A 23,155-nucleotide genomic window follows, 5' to 3' on the forward strand; every position below is an offset into this window, starting at 1 on the left:
TCTATACGTGGTATAAAAAGCCCATATTTCCTCTTCTAATGATATAATATCTTTCTATAAATCTCTTCATATATTGTCTAAGCTTAGATATTTTAACAACCTCTTTATTTCCACCCCAAGGTCTATCACTTCTAATGTGGATTCCTTCACTTCCAGTATCTATAATAGTTACAAAAATGGGTGAAAACTTTCCGACTCTGCGGTCATTAATAAACTTACCAACATAAATTCCGGTTCTCATGGCTAATTCACCTAACTTTGGCATATTTTCTATTAGATCTCCAATTATGAATGAGTTCTGATACTGTAAATATTCATTAACCTTGAAGAATTGAAATGGACTTAAAGGCTTACAAGCAGGAAATACTAGATCAGCTTTTTCTGTATATTGTATGTGTTTTTCGCTCATCTTATTTGTCAGCACCTGAGCTACTCTGTCACCCAGGAAAGATAAATAACTTCCATGGTAATATACTTGTTTTCCTAATTTTTTAAGATAAAATGCTAACTGTATTACAAGATAACCATCATAAAATTCGTTTTCAGCTTCTATAGAAATTCTATCTAATCCCCGTAATTTTTTTATAAATTGAACTTGTTCTTCTCTATTGCATCCTGTTGCTATAATTAAGTTATCTGCGTTGTATTCATGATTTTGGGTTTTTATCCATTTTCCCTTCAGGTCAAATTCAACAACCTTATCCACGGTAACAAAAGGTATGTTTACAGTATCCCTTAAAGGTTTAAAAAGCAAACTTCTAGTCAGAGAAGTGTAAAATACAAATTTGTTATGCTGTGAAATTATGATTGGTTCTTCATTTAGATTATAATAAGCATTTAATCCCGCATACCCTGATCCTACTATAATTGTCTTCATAATAATAGTTAAGAAATTAAGGGAAATATAAAATAAGGAGATATGGTAGTATAATAGATGAGGATAAAAATCGTATATTCAAGGGATGAGGAGATTAAGATACTCCAGCCTGTACTTAATAATCAAGTAGATACTAAAGGTTTTTCATTTGACATTTTAAAATTGAAAGAAGATGATTTAAAATTTCATATAGATGAATACGAGTTACTTTATCTTCCATTGCCCCTAATTACTTTTCTAGAAAATTTAAAAGTTTTGGCAAACGGCGCATATATAGTAAATGATGTTGGTATAAGATATAGAAAAAAGACAGAAAATAAACTTAAAATTTTAGTTCCAGGTAGTAACTCTACCGAATATTATCTTGCTAGGATGATCTACGGTCATAATGTCGTCCCTATTACCTCTCAAGAGGAGTGGACAGCTGAATTAACATATGATGGTTCTTCGGAGTATAGCTTTAAAGATTTCTGGAATTCTAATTGCGGTAATTTACCGTTTGTAATTAAACTTTTAGGTTCCAAGATCTTAGACGAAGAATCATTATCTAGAATTAAAATAGTTATTAGAGACTCTGCTAATTTAGCATATGAAAGAGGATATGTAAATAGCTTTTCTAAGGAGTTAGGCTTGAAAGGAAGAGAAGCTGTGGATTGCTTTTTCAAAATTTGCAGGCAAAAAAACCTATGCGGAAAATTTACTTCCTACCTCCTTTGAGTCTTTTTGATAGTCTTAACATTTCCAAAAGAATAGGTGGTGCTAAAATAGATTGAAATGGGTAAGGAATATCAAAACATATCATTAAAGCTGATGATATGAGGAGTATGGATAATAGTAGTAAAATAGATTTCATAATATATATAAATAACGGGATTTTTTATGGTAACCATACATAATCTCCCATATTACTATTGCCTATCTCGTCAATAGTATTTTCAAATCACACTCTCTGTATATTTTATAGCATCGAAGAAATAAATGATAGCCAGCATAGAAAGCAAAGAGGATTTAATATTCCCTGATTCTTGTACTGTATGGATTACCAAAATCAATGATAGGTTATTGGTAAATAGTGATGCGATATTATCTCCCCAGATCGAGATTTATCCAGATATACGTCTAAATGGAAAATGGGTAGTGTATGATGACTATAAGGTAACTGAGATCGATGAGAACGGAAATAAAAAAATACTAAAAAATAGTATAGAGGATAAGGTAGTAAGATATGTTTATGCTGAAGATAATTTGATTCCTATTTACAAGTCATTCCTTGGTTTTACTTTTGGAAACGAGAAATTTGAAGAATACAAAAGTAAGTACGGTTTTATTATGTTGCTTAATAGTAGAAGAGCGAGAGTGATTTTACCATATGGACAATTCGTAGACGTAGAACATCCTAAATTTTATAAAATATTTAGAGATCATATAGATTTAATATATGATAATGAAACTTTGATAATATATAGAGATGGTAGAAGGGAGAGATATAAGGGAGAAAAATATCTAATAGCGCTCACAAGCATGGGTAAAGTATTTTTAAGCCCAAATGGCCGGATCTTACTTGATTCTTCTGCCTACGACTTGATGGGAATATGTACAGAGGACATGGAGTTCATAGGAGAAACTAGAAATGGAATCATAATTTCATGTGGTAACAAACTCAAGAGCTTTTACAGAGGTGGCTGGTCTTACATAGGATCCTTTTCTTACTTGCCTGCAATTGATGCTGATTATAACCATATAAGTATAAATGACGGAAATGTAGTGAATGTATACGAGTTAGATAGTGATAGATCTTCAAAACTCTTTAATGTGAGAGCATTAAAGTTCAAGGATAGTAAGATTATATTAATATCTAAGAGTGGTACAGTATTTAAACTGAGTTTTTCTAAAGACACTGACTTTCTAAAGATAATTAATGATAAAAATTCTGTGGAATCACCTTATATTATAAGGATAGATAAAAAAATAGCAAGTGATTTTAGTCTGAGTAAAAACTTAATTGATGTAGAAAAAGTTGCTGACGGAGATGGGTTTGTTCTTAAATTGGAACCTTTTAAGCTTTCAAATGAAACTGAAGGAAGTATAACATTTAAAGAGGAGATATTTGAATACCAGTTTCCACTAAAAGTTTTTAGTGATTTACCAGATGTAGAAGTTGAAAGTGGAAATATAATTATAACAAAGAACGGTCATTTGAAAACAGATCCTTCTTCTAACGCTATTTTAAAACTTAAAATGAGATTCAAAATTCCGTCCCTACTAAGGAAGTCAATATTAATTGACGTTGGTAATAAAAAAACTAAAGTCGATCTAGATAGATCAGTAGGGGAATTAGACTTATCTATTCCTTTCTTTAAACTAAGTTTAGACGAAGAAGTGGTGAAAATAAGTGTATTAAGGGATAATAGAGTAGAACTTAAAAAAGAATTCATAGTTAAAACTAATCTTAAAATGATAAGTAAAAACTCTAAGAAAACTTCATATACAGTGATTCAAGATATGTCTAAGAGAACTTATAAAGTGTATAATGACGACTTATTTAGCTGGGAAGAATTTAGTGAAGAGCCAAATATTTACGAGAACGTTTATTACGCTAAGGTTGGTGATAAGTTACAAATTGAAGGCAAAATTATTGAAGTCAAAGATGGTCTAAATCAAGTTAAGGTTGAAAGGCCTAATTATAGTAGAACCTATTTCATATATGGTGTTTCTAATCCTTTGAGAGATTTGAAAGTAACTTTGAAAGAAAGTGACATAATTTTTGATCTTGTAAAGGATGAAGATTCGGTCGTCACAGTTATATATGGAACTAATTATGTAACCACTAAAAATAACAAAATTAAATTCAGCATAGACCCAGCTTATAATACTATTATAATAAGATCTTATAAAGAAGGAATAAGGTTTGAAACCAGTTATGCTTTGGTTGACTTCTTTAGAAATTGTACGTTGAAAGCAGTAGCAAATGCAAAGTACTTAGCACAGCAATTATTCCTTGAATAACTTTCATTTTTCTGTCTGTCTTTTAATATTTCCTTTTTATGGCATGGATCATGTATTAGCGGAGTATTTTGTAGGTCCAGTGAAGGTTAGATTAACAAGAAGTAAGGGAATCTGTAATTATGAAATAGAGGAACCGTCTTTTTCAGACTTTGAAGAGTCGTTAAAGGAAAAAGTGTTGTCTGAAATATATTATTCAAAATCCACTGATTTTGAGGATAAGGTTCTCCTTAGACTTAAGGAATTAGGAGTTAATGACGACAATGTGGAGAAAATTCTATATAGTATAAAGAAGCAAATTCTATATAACGAAATTACTCCGTTATTATTAGATCCAGACATAGAAGAAATAGAATGTTTAGGATATGGAAGTCCTATTACGGTTGTACACAGGAAGTTTCCAGAGTGTATAAGATTTTACACAAATATCAAGCTTAATGATGAAGAAACTGTGGTAAGAATAATAGAAAAGTTAGCTAGCAAAGCCAATAAGAGTGTTAATATTGCTAGACCATATGTAGAGTTTTCATTGCCCGAGGGTCATAGGGTAGCAGCGACTATATCTAAAGAAATCTCTTTACCGGGATCAACTTTTGATATCCGTAAATTTCCATTAAAACCTCTAAACATTTTGGAAGTTATCAATTCCTCTATGTTAAATGAGCTGATAACTGCATATTTATGGTTACTATTAGAGTATAGGCCTTTTATTATAATATTGGGTCCAACGGGGTCTGGGAAAACTACATTATTAAATGCTTTACTTAATTTGGTAAATCCACATTATAAGATTTTGACTATAGAAGATACTTCAGAGATTAGTCTTCTTAACAAAAATTGGGTTAGATTTATAGCAAGATCAACACTACTTTCTGAGTTTGAAATATCTATAAGTGATCTTGCAAAGCTCGCATTACGATATAGACCTGATTACATGATAATAGGTGAGGTGAGAGGAAAAGAAATAGAGGCTCTTGTACATGCAGCAGCGTCAGGTCACGGTTCCATCACCACATTTCACGGTTCTAGACCTATAGATGCCGTTACAAGAATCATTGATTTATTATCAGGAGATTTAGGTAAGTTATTCCTGCAAACTATATGGAACTTCATAATAGTCGGAAATAGGAAGGAGGGAAATAAAACAGTGAGATCAGTTCTAGATATCTACGAGATAATAAATAAAGGTTCTAAGAAAATTACGTTCAAAAAAATATTTGAATGGTCTTATCAGAACAATAACTTTACTCCTCAAAATATCAGTGAAATTATAAAGAGATCTTATAGATTGAAGAAAATTAAAGAAATATATAATGTAGATGTGGAGTCTGAACTAACTAGAAGGCTTGATTTTCTCAAAAGGTTAAAGGAGAACGGAATTCGAGACAGTGAATCAATACAGGGTAGCTTATATCAATTCTATTTTGGTGATCAGGTTGAAAATATTAGCATGTGATATATTCCAAGATAAAATAAAGTCTTATATAGAATATACAGGAGACGATTTTAACGATATACGTAAAAAGTACATTGAACTTCTTATGTTTTCACCCATAGGTGTTGCTTTAATATTGCTTATGTCTTTTACACTCTCTAGATTTTTGTTATTCAGTCTGATAGGTTATGGTATAATTGTGTATTTCTTTCCTGTAATCTACTCGTGGTCAAAAAAGGAGGAGTATAGGAAGATTACTAACTTAGAATCTCCGCTTATAAGTTTGGTATGTTATGTCAACTCGCTTATTGATAAGAGTCTTATCACTACAATGGAAGACCTATCTAGATTAAAACACCTTAAGACACCATCTATTGAATCTCAAATGTTAAAGAAAACTATCAATATATTAAACTATTCTTCGTATAAGTCAATTCAAAGGAGAGAAAGTTTGCATCGCGGAGATTTAATGGGTAAGATATATTCTGCTTATATGCTATCGATGGATATGGGCGTTTCGCTTAAGGACAGATTAAGAGAAGCAATGAAGGAGATTTTATCTCTTTATAAAGAAGATTATAGAAATTACGTGAATAAAGCCACTGAATTATCAGAGGTTATATTTTCAATATTTCTCTTATTACCTATAGTCCTTATAGGCTTCCAGTTTACCTTCAAAGTTAGTTTATTTGAACTACTACTTCCATTGTCATTTGCTCCACTCATAGTATTTCTAATTTCCATTATGCAGCCTAATTCAGACTATGATATTAATATGAGCTGGAAACAGTTCATACCAGTTATATTATCTTTCGCAGTCGCTCTTTTCCTAAATGTTAATCTAAGTATTAGATTCCTAATAATAGTGTTAGGTATACTGATCTCAGTGTATTTAATATATAGGCAAGTGAGAATTGCTAATCAGTTAGTTAAGCTTTTACCAGATTTATTAAGAGAAGTTGCAGACTATATGAAAATCGGATATAGCATAACTGGTTCATTATCAAAGATTCGTATCAGGGATAAATTTGGTGTGGTCGAAAATATAGTTAAGAAAGCTGTTTTAGTAGGGGAGGTAGGGGAAGTTAAAACACCATCAAAATTATTTAATAATATTACAGAGCTATTTAAGATATTTAATAAATCTGGTACCTCTTATAACGTTCTAGAGGAGCTAGCAGGAACACTAAATGAAATTATGTTAGTTCAAGATAGTATGACCAAGCAATTAAGACTCTTCGATGCAATGGTTATTCTGACTCCGATCATGTTGTGGATCACATTTTCTATCTTGGGTAACATTTCCAGTAATGGTGCAACTCTAAGTGGAATAGTAGTGTTACTTTACTCAGTAACCACATCATTTATATTTTCTAAATTATCTCGATTTACACTATTCTATTTCCCAACAATTCTAATGGGAACTTTAATACCATTAGTACTTTCGTTTATCCCTCACGTATTTTAAAAGATTTTTTTTGTTTGAGGAAAGTTGGTTAAAAAATCCGTAAGAAATAAAGCAATATCTTCAGTTCTTGGTACTGTAATTGTATTAGCCATAACAATAGCCTTAGGTGGTCTTCTATATGCCTATAGTCAGGGGATGTTCAGTAATCTAACCCAAAACACTAACATTAACGTACAAGCAAAAATAATAGTAAACCCATCTACCAACGATTCTTATCTTCAACTTACCTTAGTCAATAACGGGAACTTAGGTATAAATATAACGAAAGTAACTATAGATTCTAATGGGATATCGATCCCAATAAATGTGTATTTACCTCCTGGTCAGCAATATTCAAATACTTTTCCTTTAACCGCAAAGATGATTGCAGGAGAGACATATACTGTTACAGTATATGGAAATTCCAACAATAGGCCTGTAGTAGAGACCATGAATGTACTAGCTTCTACGGTGTAATTAGGATGAAAGGGATCTCCTCAATTTTTTCTTCTCTTATAGTTACTATGATAGTAGTTTCCATGTCTATTCCGCTTTTTATGTATTTTAATTCCCTATATAATATATCAACCAATTCACTATCCAACTCTTACGAATACCTGCAAAATTCAACTGACACAAGAGTTACTATTATAGGTTTTGATCATGACATATATATTTACAATGCAGGAAATGAGTTAGTTGTAATAAACCAAGTTATGGTAGGAAATCAGACGTGCAGTATCAGTTCATACACTCTAAATCCAGGAGCTTTGCTAAAACTCAATCAGATTGTTCACAATTGCTCTTTCAATAAAAACGAGACTGTTGTACTTAAAATTAATAATGTGTACTATTACTACGATTATAATTGAACTATTCTATTCTTTTTTAGTAATTTTTTTGAACTCTGGAGAGCTAGTCTAAATGGAAATGGATATTGCTAATCAACTATATACGAAACTGCGTGAGGAATATAAAATAGATCAGAAGGAATTTATCTCATCGTATATATGTGGAAAAACTCGAAATGTTTTTGCAACTATATTAGCAACTATATTGTCGCAAAACTCTACAGACAAGTCGGCTTTGATTGCATTTAGTAAACTTAATGAAACTGTGGGGAAGATAACTCCTGACAGGATTAAACATGTAGATATAAATACGATAATAGATGCGATAAGGGTAGCAGGACTAGGAAATTCTAAGGCGAGATACATAAAAAACGTGGCTGAGGCAATTAACGATCTAGATCTTAAGGCAGAGATAGATTGTCAAAAGTTGCGTGATTTTCTTACTGCGATAGAGGGAATAGGTGATAAGACAGCTGATGTGGTTTTACTTACATGTTTCAGATGTAGAGAATTCCCTATTGATACTCATATTAGAAGAGTTATTTCAAGGCTAGGATTCCTTGGATCTTCACCTAAATATAAGGACATCTCAGAATATTTCAAAACCCGTTTCAGCTCTGAAGATCTTCTCAATCTTCATCATTTACTGATTGCGCATGGTAGAAAAACTTGTAAATCAAGAAAACCTCTATGTGACAAGTGTGTCATAAGAGATTATTGTAAATATTATTTGCATAATATTAAAAATTAACTATTTTGTCAGTTTAATAAAGTATATATGAGCTAAAAATAAACAGTTATTTATTGTCATCAGAAATATAACCTAATGTCTAATTACCAGCTAGAATGGGTTAGCCCTAAACAGCTTAGACCTCATGAAGATGTTATTTCAAGTATAGTTAACGAGAATATAGAAATGCTTCGAAAAGATAATACAATGGCTCCAATAATAGTTGATAAGAACTCTATGGTCATATTGGATGGTCATCATAGATATTATGCTAGTTTATCATTAGGCTTACCTAAGATTCCAGCAATAATGATAGATTATAACTCTGAACAAGTAGAAGTGAGGGAGTGGAATAGAATTATAGCCCCAGATAATAGTATAAGGGACTTCCTTAGAGTTTTTAGATTTAGTCTTGATGGAAAATATTGTGTAAGTTACAAATCTGACGTTGTTTTTTGTGACGATAATATTTATTCACTGTATTGGAAGGAGGAAGCAATAGAACAACTCTTATTTAGAATGGGTTATAATGTGATAAAAACTGCTGATCAGGAAGCTACAATTTCCATCCCACCAGTACCCAAAAACGTAGTAATAGATTTTTCCTATAAAGGCTTGAGATTTCCGCCAAAATCTACTAGACATATATATCACTTTTATATACCTAAACAAAGAATAATTTTGCAATGGGATTAACTGATATATTTTTGAATCTACTTCTATTCGTTTACCCAGCCGTATTTATAATTTATCAAATTATTCTTTATGAAATTTCTGCAAGAAAACAAATTAATCAAGAATCTTTGAAATATTCTAATTTACCTGTTCTTTCCATAATAGTTCCCATTAAAAACGAGGAAATATCTGTAATACAAGGCCTATTAGACAATCTAAGTAATCTAATCTGGGATAAGAAAAAACTGGAAATAATTATTGTATCGGACGATAATGAGGACTACTTTACCAAAATAATTAATACAGTCAAGGTTCCAAAGGATCTAACTGTACATTTCTATAGGAGAGAAAAAAAGCTTGGATATAAGAGTGGGGCTCTCCAATATGGTTTTGAGAAAGCTACTGGAGATTTAATACTTACTATAGACGTAGACTCCAGATTACCACCAAATGCCTTAATTAACGCTTATGAAAAAATGCAGTCTAATACATGTGACGCTATAGTATTTCAGTGGAACGGATATTCTAGTAATCAATATTCAACATTAGCAAAAGGGATGGTAGTATCAACTCTGTTTGCCAGCAAAGCTTTGTTTGAAGGCAAAGAGAAACTAAAGCTAAAGATATATCCTGTTGGGAGCGGGACGATGTTTAGTAGAGAAGCACTCCATGTTGTTAATGGATGGGACTACAGATTAGTTCAAGATGACCTAGAAATAGGAACTAGATTAATTTATAACGGTAAAAATGTTTGTTCTAGTGGAATTCCTATATATGTTGAGGTTCCTGATAACTTTTACTCATTTTATGTACAGCAAACAAGATGGGCTATGGGTAGTGCAGAAGTTCTCAGAAATAGGTTGAAGTATATTATTAAATCTAAAATTAGCTTCACCCAGAGAATGGATCTAATCATATACTTGCTTCAATATACACCTGTTATAGTTACATTCTTTATATCTACTCTATTATCTTTAATGCTACCCTTCCGCATAGGTCATGATCCATTAAATTCTCCAGCCTTATTATTTTGGCTGGTATCCTTAGGCTTGTATGCCTCACTATTACTTTCATTAGCTTTGAAATTGGGTCTTAACCTTAAGGATAGTCTTATGGGAATTGGTAGGCTAACTGCATTCACAGTTTCTATATCACCCTTTATAGTTTTTAACTTCTTTAAAGGTCTCTTAAAGTCAAGGAATACATATGTGATAACTCCTAAGGGTACCGCTAAAAAAACCAACAAGCTTTTACGAATAATTGCTATAATAGGTGTTTCTGGTCTCTTTTACTTAGTCTCATCGATATTATATATATATGAGGGATATTATGTAACCGGAATCTGGTTACTCTACTACTCTAGTGCTTACTTATACACTATGTTACTTTACTACAAAGAATTATAACAAGTTCTTATAAGCTAAATGAATGCTATAATTCATTTGGATGGATATTAATACCTTACTCAACACTCCTGACGAAGACGTATTATCCCTTTTTACTCCACAAGTAGCAAGGTGGTTTAAAGATAAATATAAAGTATTCACTCCTCCTCAAAAAGGAGCTATACCTTTAATTAAGAAAGGAAAAAATGTCTTAGTTTCTAGCCCAACAGGTAGCGGTAAAACCCTAGCAGCATTTCTTGGAATCTTAGACACTCTAATAGACTTAGGCTACAAGAACCAGCTAAACAAACAGATATACGCAATCTATATATCTCCTTTGAGAGCACTAAACAACGATATGAGAAGGAACTTAATAGAGCCACTTTCGGAGTTGAGAAACTTATACCCAGATTTACCAGAGATTAGTATAGGAGTAAGAACTAGCGATACCTCATCCTATGAGAAACAAAAAATGCTCAAAAAACCACCACACATCCTTATTACAACACCAGAGTCATTTGGAATATCGTTAGTTTCCCCTAAGTTTAGGGAGAAATTGTCAGATGTTAAATGGGTTATTGTGGACGAAATACATGAACTAGCGAATAGTAAGAGAGGAGCATATTTAGCGGGTTTGTTAGAGCTCTATAAGTCATTCATAGCAAAAAATAATTTCGTTAGAATTGGTTTAAGTGCTACAATATCCCCTTTAGAGGAAGTAGCCAAATTTTTAGTTGGTGGAAATGGCGATTACGAGATTATTGACGCCAGATTCGTAAAGCCTACTGATATTCAAGTAGTATCCCCTGTAAAAGATTTAGTGCATGCTACAGAGGAAGAGGTTAACATTGGGATATATAGTTATTTGGTAGATGAGATAAAGAAACATAAAACCACTCTTATCTTCACTAATACTAGGCATGCAGCTGAACGTGTAGCTTATAAGCTCAGAAAAATGTTTGAAGATCAAAACATATTTGACAGTGATCTAGTGGCTGCTCATCACAGTAGTTTAAGTAGAGATGTGAGGTTAGAAGTTGAGGAGAAATTGAAAAGAGGGGAATTGAAAGTTGTTGTTTCATCTACTAGTTTAGAGCTAGGAATAGACATTGGATATATAGACCTAGTGACTCTTTTAAGTAGTCCAAAGAGTGTAAGTAGATTGTTGCAGAGAGTAGGGAGGGCAGGACATCACATTAGGGAAGTTAGTAAGGGAAGAGTTGTTGTTGTGGATAGGGATGATTTAGTGGAGTGTACAGTTTTAGCCAAGCTTGCTATAGATAGGAAGATCGATAATATACATGTTCCTGAAAATCCATTAGATGTTTTAACTCAGTTAATAGTTGCGGCAAGTTTAATAACGCCAATAGAAAAAGATAAATTATACGAGATTATAAAGAATGTTTATAATTTCAGATCTCTAAGTTATGATGAATATAATAATGTTGTGGAATACCTGGCAGGGAACTACGGCCTTGATTCTAATAAAGTGTATGCAAAGATTAGGATTAAGGATGGTATGATCAGTCCAAAAAGAGGTACTAGGATGATTTTCTTCTTAAATAGTGGTACCATACCAGACGAAGCAATGATACCTGTAAAAATGGAAAATGGAGGATATGTAGGAAATTTAGAAGAAGAGTTTGTAGAGATTCTCGCTCCTGGGGATATATTCGTCTTAGCTGGTAAGACGTATGAGTTCATAAGAAGTGAAGGAAACTCAGTAATTGTTAAAAAATCTGAGGGTCAAAGACCTACTGTTCCCAGCTGGTTTTCTGAAATGTTACCACTTGCTTTTGATTCGGCTATTGAAATAGGTAAATTTAGGGGCAAAATCGCTGAGGCAATAATGAATGAGGTGCCTAAGGACGAGGTTATCTCGAGCATCATGTCTGAATATAATCTTTCACGATTTGCTGCTCTTTCAATTTATAACTATGTGAAGGAAGAACTATTATTCACTGGTGGTATAGTTCCCACTGATAAATTACTCTTAATAGAGGTATATGACGATGATGAACAGAATAGGAATTTCATATTTCATGGTTTATATGGTCGTAGAACTGTCGATGCTCTGTCTAGAGCTATAGCTTATATAATAAGTAAAGATCTTAATATGGACGTCAGAATAGCGATAACAGATAACGGATTTGCCATAACCGTACCCGGTAAACAAGAATACGAAATTAGCAAAGTTTTTGATAAATTAGAACCGGATAAGATGTATGAGATTCTGAGTAACGTGATTCTAAGAACTGAAATGATCAAAAGGAGATTTAGACACTGTGCCGAGAGATCGTTTATGCTTCTAAAGAGGTATAAGGGTAGGGAGACCAGTATTGACAGAAGGCAAATAAATTCAGAGGTTCTACTGGGAGTAGTTAGGCAAATTGAACATTTCCCTGTATTGAAAGAGACAGTTAGGGAAATTTTAGAGGACTATATGGATATAAAAAGAGCTATTGAAATAGTAGAAAAAATCAGAAACGGTGACATAAAAGTAGCAACTATAGGTCCTAATCAAGTTCCAAGTCCATTTGCTCATAACATATTAGTAAAGCAATACACTGATGTGGTTTTAGCCGAAGATAAAAGAGAGCTCTTAAAAGAGCTTCATAATAAGGTCATAGAGTTCCTTAGGAATAAGGGAATCAATATTGATCTCGAGTACACCGAAGCTGGGATCAAATAGATACCCTTCAATACAATATTTTCCTTTTATAATCCATGGGACTCTCCATAAATACATTCCTAATACATCAAGGTTACTGGGTTTACACTCCCCTTCATGGGTATGTAGTATAGATTTTACGTTTTCTGCAACCTTGTAAAATTCAGAAGGGTCAATTTCAAACATGAATTTACTTCTGGCGAGGTTATGCATTTCAATCAATTCATTATTCGTTGTAATTATTGCTATTCGTTCCATTTTCATAATGTTATAATTTCCTCTAAACCTGCTATAGTTTTTAAGATATCTGTTCTTGTCACAATACCTATAACTCGTTGATTCTTATTTAAAACCAATAACCTACCTACATTGTATATTAACATCTTTTTTATTGCAGTAAGAACGTCATCATCTTCACTTATACTAATAACATTAGTCTTCATATAATCAGAAACTTTAGCATCATATCTCTGCTCGAAGAACGCCTTTATTATATCTGCAGTGGTAAGTATTCCAAGATTCTTACCTTCATTATCAAGTACGGGGGCTCCTCTTATTCCTTCCTTATATAGTATCTGTGAAGCGTCTCTAAGGGTATTTTCTGGCTTAAGGGCAACAAGTCTCTTGCCCATAATGTTTTTCACTTGTACTTTAGGAATACTTACCATTCTAGTAACATCTATAACCAGTTCTTTTCTCTCGTCGTCAGTATGTATTATGACACCCTCTATTACGAGCCTGGTATATGGTATGGGTCCTATTTTAACAGTATCGCCAACCTTAATTTTTCTTAAGTCTCCACTAACCTTTAGCAGTACTTTATTTCCATTCGGATTAGTAATATCAAGGATTTCAATATTATTAATCCTTATATCTGTTTCCATTCCGTCCTTATATAATGTTAATTGACTCAGTAAAGGTGTGATTACAGGATTTTTTATAGCCTCATAAGCTTTAAGTGTGGGCACATATCCACCGCTGGGTCCAGGTTTTGATTCTATAAGTCCTAAAACTTTCAGGCTAAGTATAACGTTCCTAACTGTACCTTCGTCTTTACCAATCATATCAGCTATTTCCTTACTTTTAACCATTCTTTTGTTCTTGTTATATATATCTATTAATGCTAGAAGAATTTCTCTTTGCGTTGATGATAGATTCTGCATCAATAATTATAATATCTTATACGTTTAAAAATTATTTGATCAACCTAATACCTTTTTAAGCAATTTCTGATCTATATTGAATACTTCCTTACCAATTAAAGTTATATACTCTGGTTTAGGTAGTGGATACTTAATCCCTATACTTATCGCCAAAGCTCTCTTAAAGGCTTCAGCGTTCATCTTATCTTTAATGGTCCTCTCTGCAATACCTTCAGCTATCTTAAATGCGGTATAGAATCTAGCAAAACTTACAGCAGTATGTTTCATTTCATCTACATTAGTAAAATCTAAGTTTCTCATTGCAATGTATAAGTTTTCTTCTGGCTTAAATGAAAAAATACCCTGTATAAAAATTAATCTTAATACTTTTGCTAGACTCCCTTTATCTTTTTGAAGTAGTTCAAAAGCCTCCATTGGTTTATTTTCTATTAAAATTTCAGATGCTCTGTCTATAACTATTTCAGGCATAAGTAACTTCTCAAAAACTTCCTTGTAATCATTAAATAGTCCTAAGCCTTCTTTTCCAACTACATATAAACTTATGAGCTCTTTCTCATATAGATCTTCTGCCTTAAATCCTCTTATCGGCTTTATGTCATTTGTCTCATAGTTTTCTTTCAATAAGTCGACTAATACCTCTCTTGTTAGATGTGTATATTTCTCTACTAGACTTCCCCATAGCTCAGTTAGGACTCGTACCCTTTCCCTATATATCTCTTTTACCACAATTCTGAAATTAGCAATTCACCTTAAAAAGGTATTAAATATAATCATATAAGTATGAGCACCGTAACAGAAGATGGTTTAAAACCTACAATAGTACTTGTCTCTGCATCAGAATTAGAGGAAGAGGTAAGGAAATTAAGTGACAAGGTTAATAATTTAGTTACAGACAGCAGGGCACAAAACGAGGAATTAAAGACAGAAATAAATAATATTAAAAGTCTTATAAGCTGGCTCTCTATAGCTCGATCCCAAGGTCTATGGAAAGCCAAGACATGTAAACACTCGGTAAACGAGAAATGTAATGCATGGAATATATCTGATCCTGAGAAGTTGGGAATTCCCCAAGAATATGTTTCTGAGGGTGAAAATGGTTCTAAAAAAGTTTTAGTAGGAAAATTCTCTGAAATATGCATAACTTGTCCATTATATGATCCTAAGGGTAGGTAATTGTATTAAGAATTTTTTTAATTTTCTCGACCTTTTTATCAACAAGTTTGTATTCATTAACTAACTCCTCAACACTAATCATTATATCATCTATTATTATGTTTAGAATTTCCCTCTTTTCTTCATCATCTGCAATTTCTATAGCCTTTTCGATCGTATCGTCACTTGGATGTGTTATACCATTAACAAACTTTGTAACAGCTGCTGCGGATATCTCGAGTTCTTCAGCTAACTCCTTCTTCGACCTATTCTCCAACAATATCTCAATTATCTTTGCTCTTGCATCTTTACTTAGATTATGAATTATCCTCAAACCATATTAAATTATGCCTAAAATTTAATAAGATAAGTAGGCTATGACAACCTAATGAAAGCAATAGTATTCGATTTGGGTATTACGCGGAAAGACGTCGTTGAAAAGCCTATAAATAAGGATTATTTGATGGTAACACCTATTAAAGCATTGATTTCTGGTCTTGAAAACGCAATATATTCAGGATTCTTATGGGTAGAACCAAATAGAATCTTAGGAAGCTCTGGTATAGTAAAAATAAATAATGTAGGGATTGATGTGGACAAGAGTTTAGAAGGAAAAACCGCGGTTGTTCTTCCATACTCTAATAGATATGGCGGTATAGGGACAGAAATAGATGGTATATTAGCTGAAAAGGCAGTTATACCATTGGACTCCATAGTTACCATTCCAGAGGATTATAGTGTAAAATATGTGATATATCCTTATGTTTCCATAGGACTACAGCTTAGGAAAATCTTCAAGGGATATAACGTCCTAATTGCAGGTGGTGGAATTTCTTCATATATATCTGCTCTTGCATTAGTTGGTTATGCTAACAGGGTTGCAGTATATAATGAAGATGGGTATACCGATATCAGGTTATACGGAGTAGAAGAGATCAAAAAGGGAGAAAATTACCATTGGGAAGCATTATTTATAACCACCATGAGAGCCTGGATAAGGGTTGAATTAGGGTTATTGAATGACGAGAATAAGATTGTAGCTATACCCAGATTACTAAATTCATGGCCAACCGCAATACCAGCTAATCTAGAGATAAAATTCGTTAAACCAGCTAAGATGGATGGAGTACTTAATTATATTGATGATGAGGTTTCAGAAAAGGTGTTTAATCAACTCATAATACTTTCTGATGATATAATATCTTCTTTGCCAACACCAAGACCAGGAGTTATTGTGGATATGGAAAAAGAATTTAAGAAAAAGATTTGATAACGGAGGACAGGATTTGTATAGCTTTTTCTAACTCTGATTCTGTTGGGTAACTAAAGTTCAATCTCATGGTATTTCTTCCACTATAATCGTAGTAGAAACTCGCACCAGGGACGTATGCAACTCCTCTTTTTACAGCTTCCTCTAACATTTTAGTAGTATCAATCTTTTTGTCTAACCACGCAAAAACAAACATTCCACCAACAGGTTTACTCCATTTTGCATCCTTTGGGAAATATTTATTGATCGCATCAAGCAGTACATCTCTTTTATGTCTATATATCTGCCTAATTTTAGGTATCTGTCTCTCAATTACACCTCTTTTTATTGCCTCCATTGCTATCATTTGAGTAAAACTGGGTGTATGAAGATCCACGTTCTGCTTGTACATTTCTACATTTTTTATGAATTCCTCATTTGCTACTATCCAACCCAATCGGAATCCAGGTGCTAATATCTTACTAAATGTGGATGTATATATTACTCTTCCTGACTTATCTAACGCTTTAAGAGATGGTGGATTATCTCCATCAAATACAAGAAATCCATACGCATCATCCTCCACTACTAAGATATCATAGTTTTCAGCAATTTCAAGTAGTCTTTTCCTATCGCTTAGATTCATAGTTGTTCCTGCGGGATTTTGAGCTGTAGGTATAACATACAAAAGCTTGGGTTTCTTTCCTTCACTTATACTTTTCTTTATCTTGGTCTCTAATTCATCTAGGTCTAGTCCGTTCTCTTTTACATTTACACCGATGAAATTCGGTTTCCTTGATCTAAGTATATTTAAAGCCGCAAGGTAGCTCGGCATTTCTACAATTACAACATCTCCTGGGTCTACCAGAAGATTAAATATCATGAATAATGCTTCTTGACTACCAACTGTAGCGAATACGTTTCTGTCATTGATCCCTGTAATTCCACGCTTATTCGAAAGATTAACTAGCTCTCTTCTAAATTCACTAATTCCCGCCGTAGCAGTGTATTGTAAACCTTTTTCAGGATCATTATCAAGTATATCCTGGGTTATTTTCTTTATCTCCTCAACAGGAAAAGTATCTGGAGCTGGCAGTCCTCCTGCTAAACTAATTACATTTTTTCCTTCTGTAATTTTTAGAATATCTCTTATTTCAGAACCTTTTAACAAAGCTGCGTCCTTCGATAGAAAACGTTCAAACATTGTTTGCCACGACTAAATATAAATCCAATCGTTTTTAATTGTTTCTATGGAAAACTGGTATGCAGAGATTATTACGATAGGAAATGAGATTTTGAGTGGAAAGACAATAAACACGAATGCTTCCCATATTGCAAGGAGAATTCTCTCGTTAGGGTATGTAGTGAGAAGAATTACCACGGTGATGGACGACATAGAAGAAATATCACTAGTGTTTAAGGAAGCTATAAACAGGAAACCTAAACTCATAATTTCCACAGGTGGATTAGGTCCCACTTACGATGATAAAACTAGCGAAGGACTTGCATTGGCATTAGGAGTCAGTTTTGAAATAAATAAAGATGCCTACGAAATGATAGTGGAAAAGTACAAGAAACGTGGACTTCCTTTAACTGAAGAAAGAGTCAAGATGGCTAAAATGCCTGCTGGTGCCACTCCTGTAAGGAACGATGAAGGAATAGCCCCAGGTATATATATTCTTCATAAAGATATAGAAATATTAGCTACACCTGGAGTTCCGAGAGAAATGGAAAATGTCCTAGAAAATTTTATTAGACATCATCTTAAAAACAGACCTAATATTTCTTATTACGAAAACTCATTTTTATTGTTAGGAGTAATGGAATCTACCATTGCGCCTTATGTAAAAGAACTTGTTAAAAAATATAATTTATACATAAAGACTCATCCAAGGAGTAAAGAGATGGATAAGCCCGAGTTAGAAGTCCAAGTAGCAGGTAGTAGTACTGATAAAGAGGAAATTATAAGAATAGTGAATGAATGTATTAATGAATTAAAACAAATAGGAACTAGACTAGGTGGTAGAGTACAGGAAATTACGTAGTTCATTGTTTAAAAGTTCAGGAGCTTCAAAGTTTATAAAATGTCCAAATCCTTCAATAATAGTCAATTTTGATTTTTTTAGTCCTTTACTGAATATTGTAGCGTTTTGCGCATATTCGTCTTCGCTTCCGTAAATTATTAAGGTAGGTACGTCTATTTTATCTAGGTCCCTGGAATAGTCTCGCGCTTTTAACAATCCTTCCACTGAATACTTATAACCTACTGGATTGTTTTCCATATAAACACCTAGTATATCTCGCCATATCCTTTCATCCCTTTCAATAGTTTTAGGAAATTGATTTATTGATCTTCTATATTCAGCTAGCCCTCTCATCCCAAAATTCAATGCAATTCTAACATATTTTTCGTATAAATCTGGTTTTGGTGCTTTATAAAGCGCTCCTATCAGCACTAGTTTATCTATGTTATTTTTTGTGGAGTACTCCAGTGCAATTATACTTCCTAATGAATGTCCAACTAGAATAGGATCTTTTATGTTTTCTTCCTCCAATAACTCTCTTAGATCGTTAGCATGATCTTCTATATAGTACGTTGATACAGGAGACGACGATCTTCCATGTCCACGTAAGTCATAGACTATAGTTCTACTCTTTAAGGCTGGACTTACGTATTTCCAACTATTTATAGAACCGGCTAAATGATGTATTAAAACTATTGCTGAGCCTACGTTTTCAGGATTCTTTATTTCATAGTATAATCGTATCCCATTACTTAAAGTCCTTAAAATACTATATCACCGTTTTACTAAGCTATCTAGGTAAATCTCACTTATTACAACTGGAAATTCTATTTCAAGTTCCTCTAACAGGACCGGATTTATCTCGCCAATTACTCCTATTTCAACACTTTTACTTGTATCAATGATCTTTGCCCCTCTTCCAGGTATAAACATATAGTCTAAGTACGTCTTGTAGGTTGGTTCTATCCTAAGGCTCATTAATATTTGATGTACTCGGGACTGCAAGTCCTCATAGTTTACTTTACTATTCATTATTCCATATACCGCTCTGAGAGAGTTCTTGTAACCAGTGTCGGTTTGCTTATCTTTTATCACCACATCCCCTATTTCAAAAACATAAACAGGCATTATTGCATGCTGGTTATATTTTAGAAAGTTAAGTAAAGTGGGTATCAATGAATTTCTCACAGCATTGTACTCTACTGTTACTGGATTAACTATACTTACATATTCGTTTCTTAGCCTCTTATCATTAGACAAAATAAATGTAAATATTTCACTGAATCCTGCTCCTATACTTAAATCCCTAAGTGTTCTTATTAGCTCAGTTTCCCCCGATAATTTACCTGTAGCTTTTATGGCATAATCCTTTGGTGACAATTTATCATAACCTATGGTCATTGCTATTTCTTCTACTAAATCTATCTGGGAGAGAATATCTACTCTATAAGGCGGAATTGTGACCTCTACAACGTTATTTAAGACCTTAGTATCAAATCTAGCCATTCTGAGATACTTTTCTATTTCATTTGGACTCAAATTCATTCCTAGATTTTTGGAAATATAATCTGCTGATACACTTACTGTGTACCTTCTTAGTAGGGGTGAAAACTCAAACTTGAATGGTGAAATAAAATTCAGCAGTTCTATTTTACCACCCATTTCAGCGAGATCTGTTACCAGTATATCAAGAGTTGAAGATACCGCCTCAAATGACGTTCCAGTAACATCTATGAATATATTTCTAGTTTTTTCATCTATACGGGTCTTATCACTATTTATTATTGGTGGTATACTTAGCACATCACCATTTTCTTCCACTATTGCTGGGCTTAATCCGTCGTAAATTGAGATGTCCCCATACTCTCTACCTTGGGGAGTTTGTTCTATCACTTCTTTTATTGTCATAAGTTTAGACTGATTTAGGGGTACGAATTTATAGTCAAGTGGTAGTGGTTTATAATATATCTTAGTGGACGTAATTTTTTCTAGATCATGTATTCCTATTGCAACCTTTTTTCTCTTTCTACCTACTGTAATATGTAACTTTTCCTGAAACTGAATAAGCTCTCGTAAGCTCTCATCATCCAACTTTATGTCCTTCACTATTCCAGCTACTGCATAAGGTCTACTTTTTACCTCCTTTACCTCGAAAGAGTATATACTTTGTTTTATGTTATATTTAGGCTCTCCTAATTCTTTACCTAAGATGCCCTTTGCCGCTCTTATAATACCGTAAGGGAAAAATAAATCAGGTCTATCATTGTTTACTTCTATTTCCACGTGGTCAGCATCTATCGGCTTAACTTCAGACTTAAGTTTAAACAGTAGTTCTTCTAACTCATGATCATCTATTTTTAAGTTATTTATTAAGGTCCATTTATAAGAGATTATGGTTGGCATATCTACAACCTCACCTTCATTTTTCTTAAGAAATCTATATCATTTGCATATAATAACCGTATATCTTTCAAACCAAATAATAGCATAGCTAATCTATCAATTCCAATTCCCCAGGCTCCTGCATTTGCATCTATGTCCATTGCTTTTAGTATTTCTGGTCTTAATAATCCTGCTCCACTCATTTCCACCCATCCTAAGCCTTCAATTTTACCGTAGACTTCAACACTTGGCTCTGTGAAGGGGAAATAACCAGGTTTGAATTTAATCTCTTTTATGCCTATTTTATAGAATATTTCCCTTAATATTCCTAATAAATCTGTGAAACTGAATTCCTTTTGGATTATAACTCCATCTAACTGATGGAATTCGATAAGGTGTGTGGCGTCTATCGAATCGGGTCTAAACACTTTGCCTAATGAAAATCCCTTAAAAGGTACGCTAGGTCTACTACTTAATATTCTCGCTGTAACTGCAGTAGTCTGGCTCCTTAACACTAGTCTTTTAGCTATTTGTGGATCCCAAGAATATTTCCATCCCTTCTCATGCATTTCCTTTATTTCCTTCAGTAACCTCTCGTCATCGATCTTTCCCAACCCATCTACTCTAAAACTATCATGAATTTCTCTAGCCGGATGATCCTGGGCTTGAAATAATAGATCAAAGTTATAGAGTTCCATTTCTATATAACCTCCGTTTACTTCAGTAAAACCTAACTCTTTCATAACATCTTTTAACTTCTCTATGAAATCTCTGAAGAAGTGTTTCTTTGCTAGAGGAAAATATGGTGGAAGAGCTTCTACGTTGTATTCTCTTATCTTATACTTTTTCCAGTCTTTACTTCTCAACAATTCTGAGGTAAGTTGGGTAATATAATTCTGCTCCTCAAACTCTTCCTTGAGTAATGTTATTTCGAGTTTGGACTCTTCTTTTCTCGTTATTAACTTTCTAGATAATAATTCTTGCAAGACTTTTTCATCTGCGGACTCTGGTTTCAGTAGTGCCTCTTTCTCAGTCGAAAATGTGTAGTTTGAAGTATTCGGTATAACTCTGTTCTGGTCTATTTTTACAAGATTTTTCTTCCTTGCCCAAGAAATCGCTATCTCTAAATCTTTTCCCAACTTATTTTTTAGTTCTTCAACTAGAGACGGTTGCCCGTTTAATTCTTTTAATAGAATTTCTTCAGGGAAACCTTCCTTAAGCCTCTTCTTACCCTCTTCTGTAAGTTCAAACCTTATAATTTTCCTCTCTCCTACTTTAACATAACCCTTTTCCTCAAGTAGCTTAGCTAAACTAAAAATTGAGGAAAGTGGTAAACCTAATTCTTTGCTGATTTCCTCTGCATTTGCTTTTTTCTTAAGCTTTAGGTAAGAAAGTATTTTTATTTCATTCTCGCTTAGCATCTTATAACTCCACACTCTGACCTGGCTTCAACACTAATGCCCTATACCCTCTTTTACTAACTTCCTTCACGAAGTCATCAGGGTTAACTTTGATTAGGTCCCATGTATTGAAATGTATTGGTATAGCGTATTTCTTAGGTTTAATCATATCTACCGCAAGGGAAGCCTGATACGGATCCATAGTGAATCTTCCACCAATAGGAAGTAATGCATAATCAGGCTTGAAAACTTCTCCTATAAGTTTCATGTCCTCAAATAACCCAGTATCTCCTGCATGATAAACCGTTACATTCTCTCCACTTATAATAGCTCCTGAAGGATCACTGTGTTCACTAGAGTGAACAGCTTTAGTTAAAGCTAGTTTTAGTCCATCAAAATCTATAAACCCACCAACATTAGCTGGTATGAATCTACCCATATCGATTTTGTATTCGTTTGATAAATACACTTCAAGATCGAATGTGGCAAATAATGAGGCTTTAGGATTCATTTTAAGTAATTCTACTGCATCTCCTAAGTGGTCGTAATGGTCATGTGTCACCACAATTAAATCTACGTTGTTATTAAAAGAATCAAGTTTTACTGGACTTAATGGATTGTCTTTTATCATGGGATCGATCAAAACGCGTTTTTTATTTATCAAAAGTTCAACTGCTGCATGTCCTAACCATCTTAGTTGTGGCATAAGAA

General features: G+C 33.3%; 22 protein-coding genes. 13 read left to right on the forward strand and 9 right to left on the reverse strand.

Going from position 1 to position 23,155, the window contains the following annotated elements:
• Nucleotide 1 precedes the first annotated feature (1 nt).
• Nucleotides 2-877 (reverse strand): FAD-dependent pyridine nucleotide-disulfide oxidoreductase, encoded by an 876-nt coding sequence (locus SUSAZ_07090; protein AHC51729.1) that lies wholly within the window; start codon nt 875-877, stop codon nt 2-4.
• A 57-nt stretch (nt 878-934) separates the two neighbouring features.
• Between SUSAZ_07090 and SUSAZ_07095 the strand changes: the two genes are divergently transcribed.
• The 10 genes from SUSAZ_07095 to SUSAZ_07140 all read left to right on the forward strand — a co-directional run bounded on the left by SUSAZ_07095 (nt 935) and on the right by SUSAZ_07140 (nt 13,095).
• Entirely contained in the window at nt 935-1,594 is a 660-nt protein-coding gene (locus SUSAZ_07095; GenBank protein ID AHC52536.1) for a hypothetical protein, read from the forward strand.
• A gap of 261 nt (nt 1,595-1,855) precedes the next feature.
• Nucleotides 1,856-3,883 (forward strand): hypothetical protein, encoded by a 2,028-nt coding sequence (locus SUSAZ_07100; protein AHC52537.1) that lies wholly within the window; start codon nt 1,856-1,858, stop codon nt 3,881-3,883.
• 43 nt (nt 3,884-3,926) lie between these two features.
• On the forward strand, nt 3,927-5,336 hold the full coding sequence (locus SUSAZ_07105) for a type II secretion protein VirB (protein AHC51730.1): 1,410 nt from the start codon (nt 3,927-3,929) through the stop codon (nt 5,334-5,336).
• Nucleotides 5,317-6,783: a hypothetical protein gene (locus SUSAZ_07110; GenBank protein ID AHC52538.1), complete on the forward strand. Its 1,467-nt coding sequence runs from the start codon at nt 5,317-5,319 to the stop codon at nt 6,781-6,783. Before SUSAZ_07105 ends, SUSAZ_07110 begins: the two co-directional genes overlap by 20 nt.
• Before the next feature lie 24 nt (nt 6,784-6,807).
• Nucleotides 6,808-7,239 (forward strand): hypothetical protein, encoded by a 432-nt coding sequence (locus SUSAZ_07115; GenBank protein ID AHC51731.1) that lies wholly within the window; start codon nt 6,808-6,810, stop codon nt 7,237-7,239.
• Between the two features lie 47 nt (nt 7,240-7,286).
• Entirely contained in the window at nt 7,287-7,634 is a 348-nt protein-coding gene (locus SUSAZ_07120) for a hypothetical protein (GenBank protein AHC52539.1), read from the forward strand.
• A 58-nt stretch (nt 7,635-7,692) separates the two neighbouring features.
• Entirely contained in the window at nt 7,693-8,364 is a 672-nt protein-coding gene (locus SUSAZ_07125) for an endonuclease III (protein ID AHC51732.1), read from the forward strand.
• Between the two features lie 75 nt (nt 8,365-8,439).
• On the forward strand, nt 8,440-9,039 hold the full coding sequence (locus SUSAZ_07130) for a chromosome partitioning protein ParB (GenBank protein AHC51733.1): 600 nt from the start codon (nt 8,440-8,442) through the stop codon (nt 9,037-9,039).
• Nucleotides 9,030-10,424, forward strand: coding sequence for a glycosyl transferase family 2 (locus tag SUSAZ_07135; GenBank protein AHC51734.1), 1,395 nt, complete (start codon nt 9,030-9,032; stop codon nt 10,422-10,424). Before SUSAZ_07130 ends, SUSAZ_07135 begins: the two co-directional genes overlap by 10 nt.
• Nucleotides 10,425-10,464: 40 nt before the next feature.
• On the forward strand, nt 10,465-13,095 hold the full coding sequence (locus SUSAZ_07140; GenBank protein AHC51735.1) for a helicase: 2,631 nt from the start codon (nt 10,465-10,467) through the stop codon (nt 13,093-13,095).
• Nucleotides 13,096-13,334: 239 nt separating this feature from the next.
• Here the strand turns inward: SUSAZ_07140 and SUSAZ_07145 are convergent, their stop codons facing one another.
• Nucleotides 13,335-14,237: a histidine kinase gene (locus tag SUSAZ_07145; GenBank protein ID AHC51736.1), complete on the reverse strand. Its 903-nt coding sequence runs from the start codon at nt 14,235-14,237 to the stop codon at nt 13,335-13,337.
• Nucleotides 14,238-14,276: 39 nt separating this feature from the next.
• Nucleotides 14,277-14,963 carry a hypothetical protein gene (locus SUSAZ_07150; protein ID AHC51737.1) on the reverse strand — a complete coding sequence of 229 codons (687 nt, stop codon included), beginning with the start codon at nt 14,961-14,963 and terminating at the stop codon, nt 14,277-14,279.
• 54 nt (nt 14,964-15,017) lie between these two features.
• On the opposite strand from SUSAZ_07150, the gene SUSAZ_07155 reads away from it, so the two are divergent.
• A complete protein-coding gene (locus tag SUSAZ_07155) occupies nt 15,018-15,410 on the forward strand; it encodes a hypothetical protein (GenBank protein ID AHC51738.1) in 393 nt (130 codons plus the stop codon).
• On the opposite strand, the gene SUSAZ_07160 is transcribed toward SUSAZ_07155, so the two are convergent.
• Nucleotides 15,397-15,723, reverse strand: coding sequence for an XRE family transcriptional regulator (locus SUSAZ_07160; GenBank protein ID AHC51739.1), 327 nt, complete (start codon nt 15,721-15,723; stop codon nt 15,397-15,399). The genes SUSAZ_07155 and SUSAZ_07160 overlap by 14 nt on opposite strands.
• Before the next feature lie 54 nt (nt 15,724-15,777).
• Between SUSAZ_07160 and SUSAZ_07165 the strand changes: the two genes are divergently transcribed.
• Nucleotides 15,778-16,659 carry an alcohol dehydrogenase gene (locus SUSAZ_07165; protein ID AHC51740.1) on the forward strand — a complete coding sequence of 294 codons (882 nt, stop codon included), beginning with the start codon at nt 15,778-15,780 and terminating at the stop codon, nt 16,657-16,659.
• On the opposite strand, the gene SUSAZ_07170 is transcribed toward SUSAZ_07165, so the two are convergent.
• Entirely contained in the window at nt 16,643-17,842 is a 1,200-nt protein-coding gene (locus SUSAZ_07170; GenBank protein AHC51741.1) for an aminotransferase, read from the reverse strand. The genes SUSAZ_07165 and SUSAZ_07170 overlap by 17 nt on opposite strands.
• Nucleotides 17,843-17,888: 46 nt before the next feature.
• Between SUSAZ_07170 and SUSAZ_07175 the strand changes: the two genes are divergently transcribed.
• The gene (locus tag SUSAZ_07175) at nt 17,889-18,683 is read left to right on the forward strand and encodes a competence protein ComA (GenBank protein AHC51742.1); all 795 of its coding nucleotides are present in this window, start codon (nt 17,889-17,891) and stop codon (nt 18,681-18,683) included.
• Here SUSAZ_07175 and SUSAZ_07180 read toward each other — a convergent pair.
• Genes SUSAZ_07180 through SUSAZ_07195 form a run of 4 tightly spaced genes read right to left on the reverse strand, consistent with a single transcriptional unit; the run spans nt 18,654 to nt 23,150 of the window.
• Nucleotides 18,654-19,406, reverse strand: a complete 753-nt coding sequence (locus SUSAZ_07180) for an alpha/beta hydrolase (protein ID AHC51743.1) — start codon at nt 19,404-19,406, stop codon at nt 18,654-18,656. The two genes, SUSAZ_07175 and SUSAZ_07180, sit on opposite strands and share 30 nt — an antisense overlap.
• Nucleotides 19,407-19,436: 30 nt before the next feature.
• Nucleotides 19,437-21,065: a phenylalanyl-tRNA synthetase subunit beta gene (locus SUSAZ_07185; protein ID AHC51744.1), complete on the reverse strand. Its 1,629-nt coding sequence runs from the start codon at nt 21,063-21,065 to the stop codon at nt 19,437-19,439.
• Between the two features lie 2 nt (nt 21,066-21,067).
• A complete protein-coding gene (locus tag SUSAZ_07190; GenBank protein ID AHC51745.1) occupies nt 21,068-22,465 on the reverse strand; it encodes a phenylalanyl-tRNA synthetase subunit alpha in 1,398 nt (465 codons plus the stop codon).
• A gap of 1 nt (nt 22,466) precedes the next feature.
• The gene (locus SUSAZ_07195; GenBank protein AHC51746.1) at nt 22,467-23,150 is read right to left on the reverse strand and encodes a hydrolase; all 684 of its coding nucleotides are present in this window, start codon (nt 23,148-23,150) and stop codon (nt 22,467-22,469) included.
• Nucleotides 23,151-23,155 lie beyond the last annotated feature (5 nt).

This window comes from Sulfolobus acidocaldarius SUSAZ, from assembly GCA_000508305.1.
Classification (GTDB): Archaea; Thermoproteota; Thermoprotei_A; order Sulfolobales; family Sulfolobaceae; genus Sulfolobus; species Sulfolobus acidocaldarius_A.

What these genes read in the sequence shown, in the direction of transcription:
- SUSAZ_07090 (AHC51729.1), bottom strand. Translation starts at nt 877, where the DNA reads ATGAAGACAATTATAGTAGGATCAGGGTATGCGGGATTAAATGCTTAT.
- SUSAZ_07095 (AHC52536.1), top strand. Translation starts at nt 935, where the DNA reads ATGAGGATAAAAATCGTATATTCAAGGGATGAGGAGATTAAGATACTC.
- SUSAZ_07100 (AHC52537.1), top strand. Translation starts at nt 1,856, where the DNA reads ATGATAGCCAGCATAGAAAGCAAAGAGGATTTAATATTCCCTGATTCT.
- SUSAZ_07105 (AHC51730.1), top strand. Translation starts at nt 3,927, where the DNA reads ATGGATCATGTATTAGCGGAGTATTTTGTAGGTCCAGTGAAGGTTAGA.
- SUSAZ_07120 (AHC52539.1), top strand. Translation starts at nt 7,287, where the DNA reads ATGATAGTAGTTTCCATGTCTATTCCGCTTTTTATGTATTTTAATTCC.
- SUSAZ_07125 (AHC51732.1), top strand. Translation starts at nt 7,693, where the DNA reads ATGGATATTGCTAATCAACTATATACGAAACTGCGTGAGGAATATAAA.
- SUSAZ_07130 (AHC51733.1), top strand. Translation starts at nt 8,440, where the DNA reads ATGTCTAATTACCAGCTAGAATGGGTTAGCCCTAAACAGCTTAGACCT.
- SUSAZ_07135 (AHC51734.1), top strand. Translation starts at nt 9,030, where the DNA reads ATGGGATTAACTGATATATTTTTGAATCTACTTCTATTCGTTTACCCA.
- SUSAZ_07140 (AHC51735.1), top strand. Translation starts at nt 10,465, where the DNA reads ATGGATATTAATACCTTACTCAACACTCCTGACGAAGACGTATTATCC.
- SUSAZ_07145 (AHC51736.1), bottom strand. Translation starts at nt 14,237, where the DNA reads ATGCAGAATCTATCATCAACGCAAAGAGAAATTCTTCTAGCATTAATA.
- SUSAZ_07155 (AHC51738.1), top strand. Translation starts at nt 15,018, where the DNA reads ATGAGCACCGTAACAGAAGATGGTTTAAAACCTACAATAGTACTTGTC.
- SUSAZ_07165 (AHC51740.1), top strand. Translation starts at nt 15,778, where the DNA reads ATGAAAGCAATAGTATTCGATTTGGGTATTACGCGGAAAGACGTCGTT.
- SUSAZ_07170 (AHC51741.1), bottom strand. Translation starts at nt 17,842, where the DNA reads ATGTTTGAACGTTTTCTATCGAAGGACGCAGCTTTGTTAAAAGGTTCT.
- SUSAZ_07175 (AHC51742.1), top strand. Translation starts at nt 17,889, where the DNA reads ATGGAAAACTGGTATGCAGAGATTATTACGATAGGAAATGAGATTTTG.
- SUSAZ_07185 (AHC51744.1), bottom strand. Translation starts at nt 21,065, where the DNA reads ATGCCAACCATAATCTCTTATAAATGGACCTTAATAAATAACTTAAAA.
- SUSAZ_07190 (AHC51745.1), bottom strand. Translation starts at nt 22,465, where the DNA reads ATGCTAAGCGAGAATGAAATAAAAATACTTTCTTACCTAAAGCTTAAG.
- SUSAZ_07195 (AHC51746.1), bottom strand. Translation starts at nt 23,150, where the DNA reads ATGCCACAACTAAGATGGTTAGGACATGCAGCAGTTGAACTTTTGATA.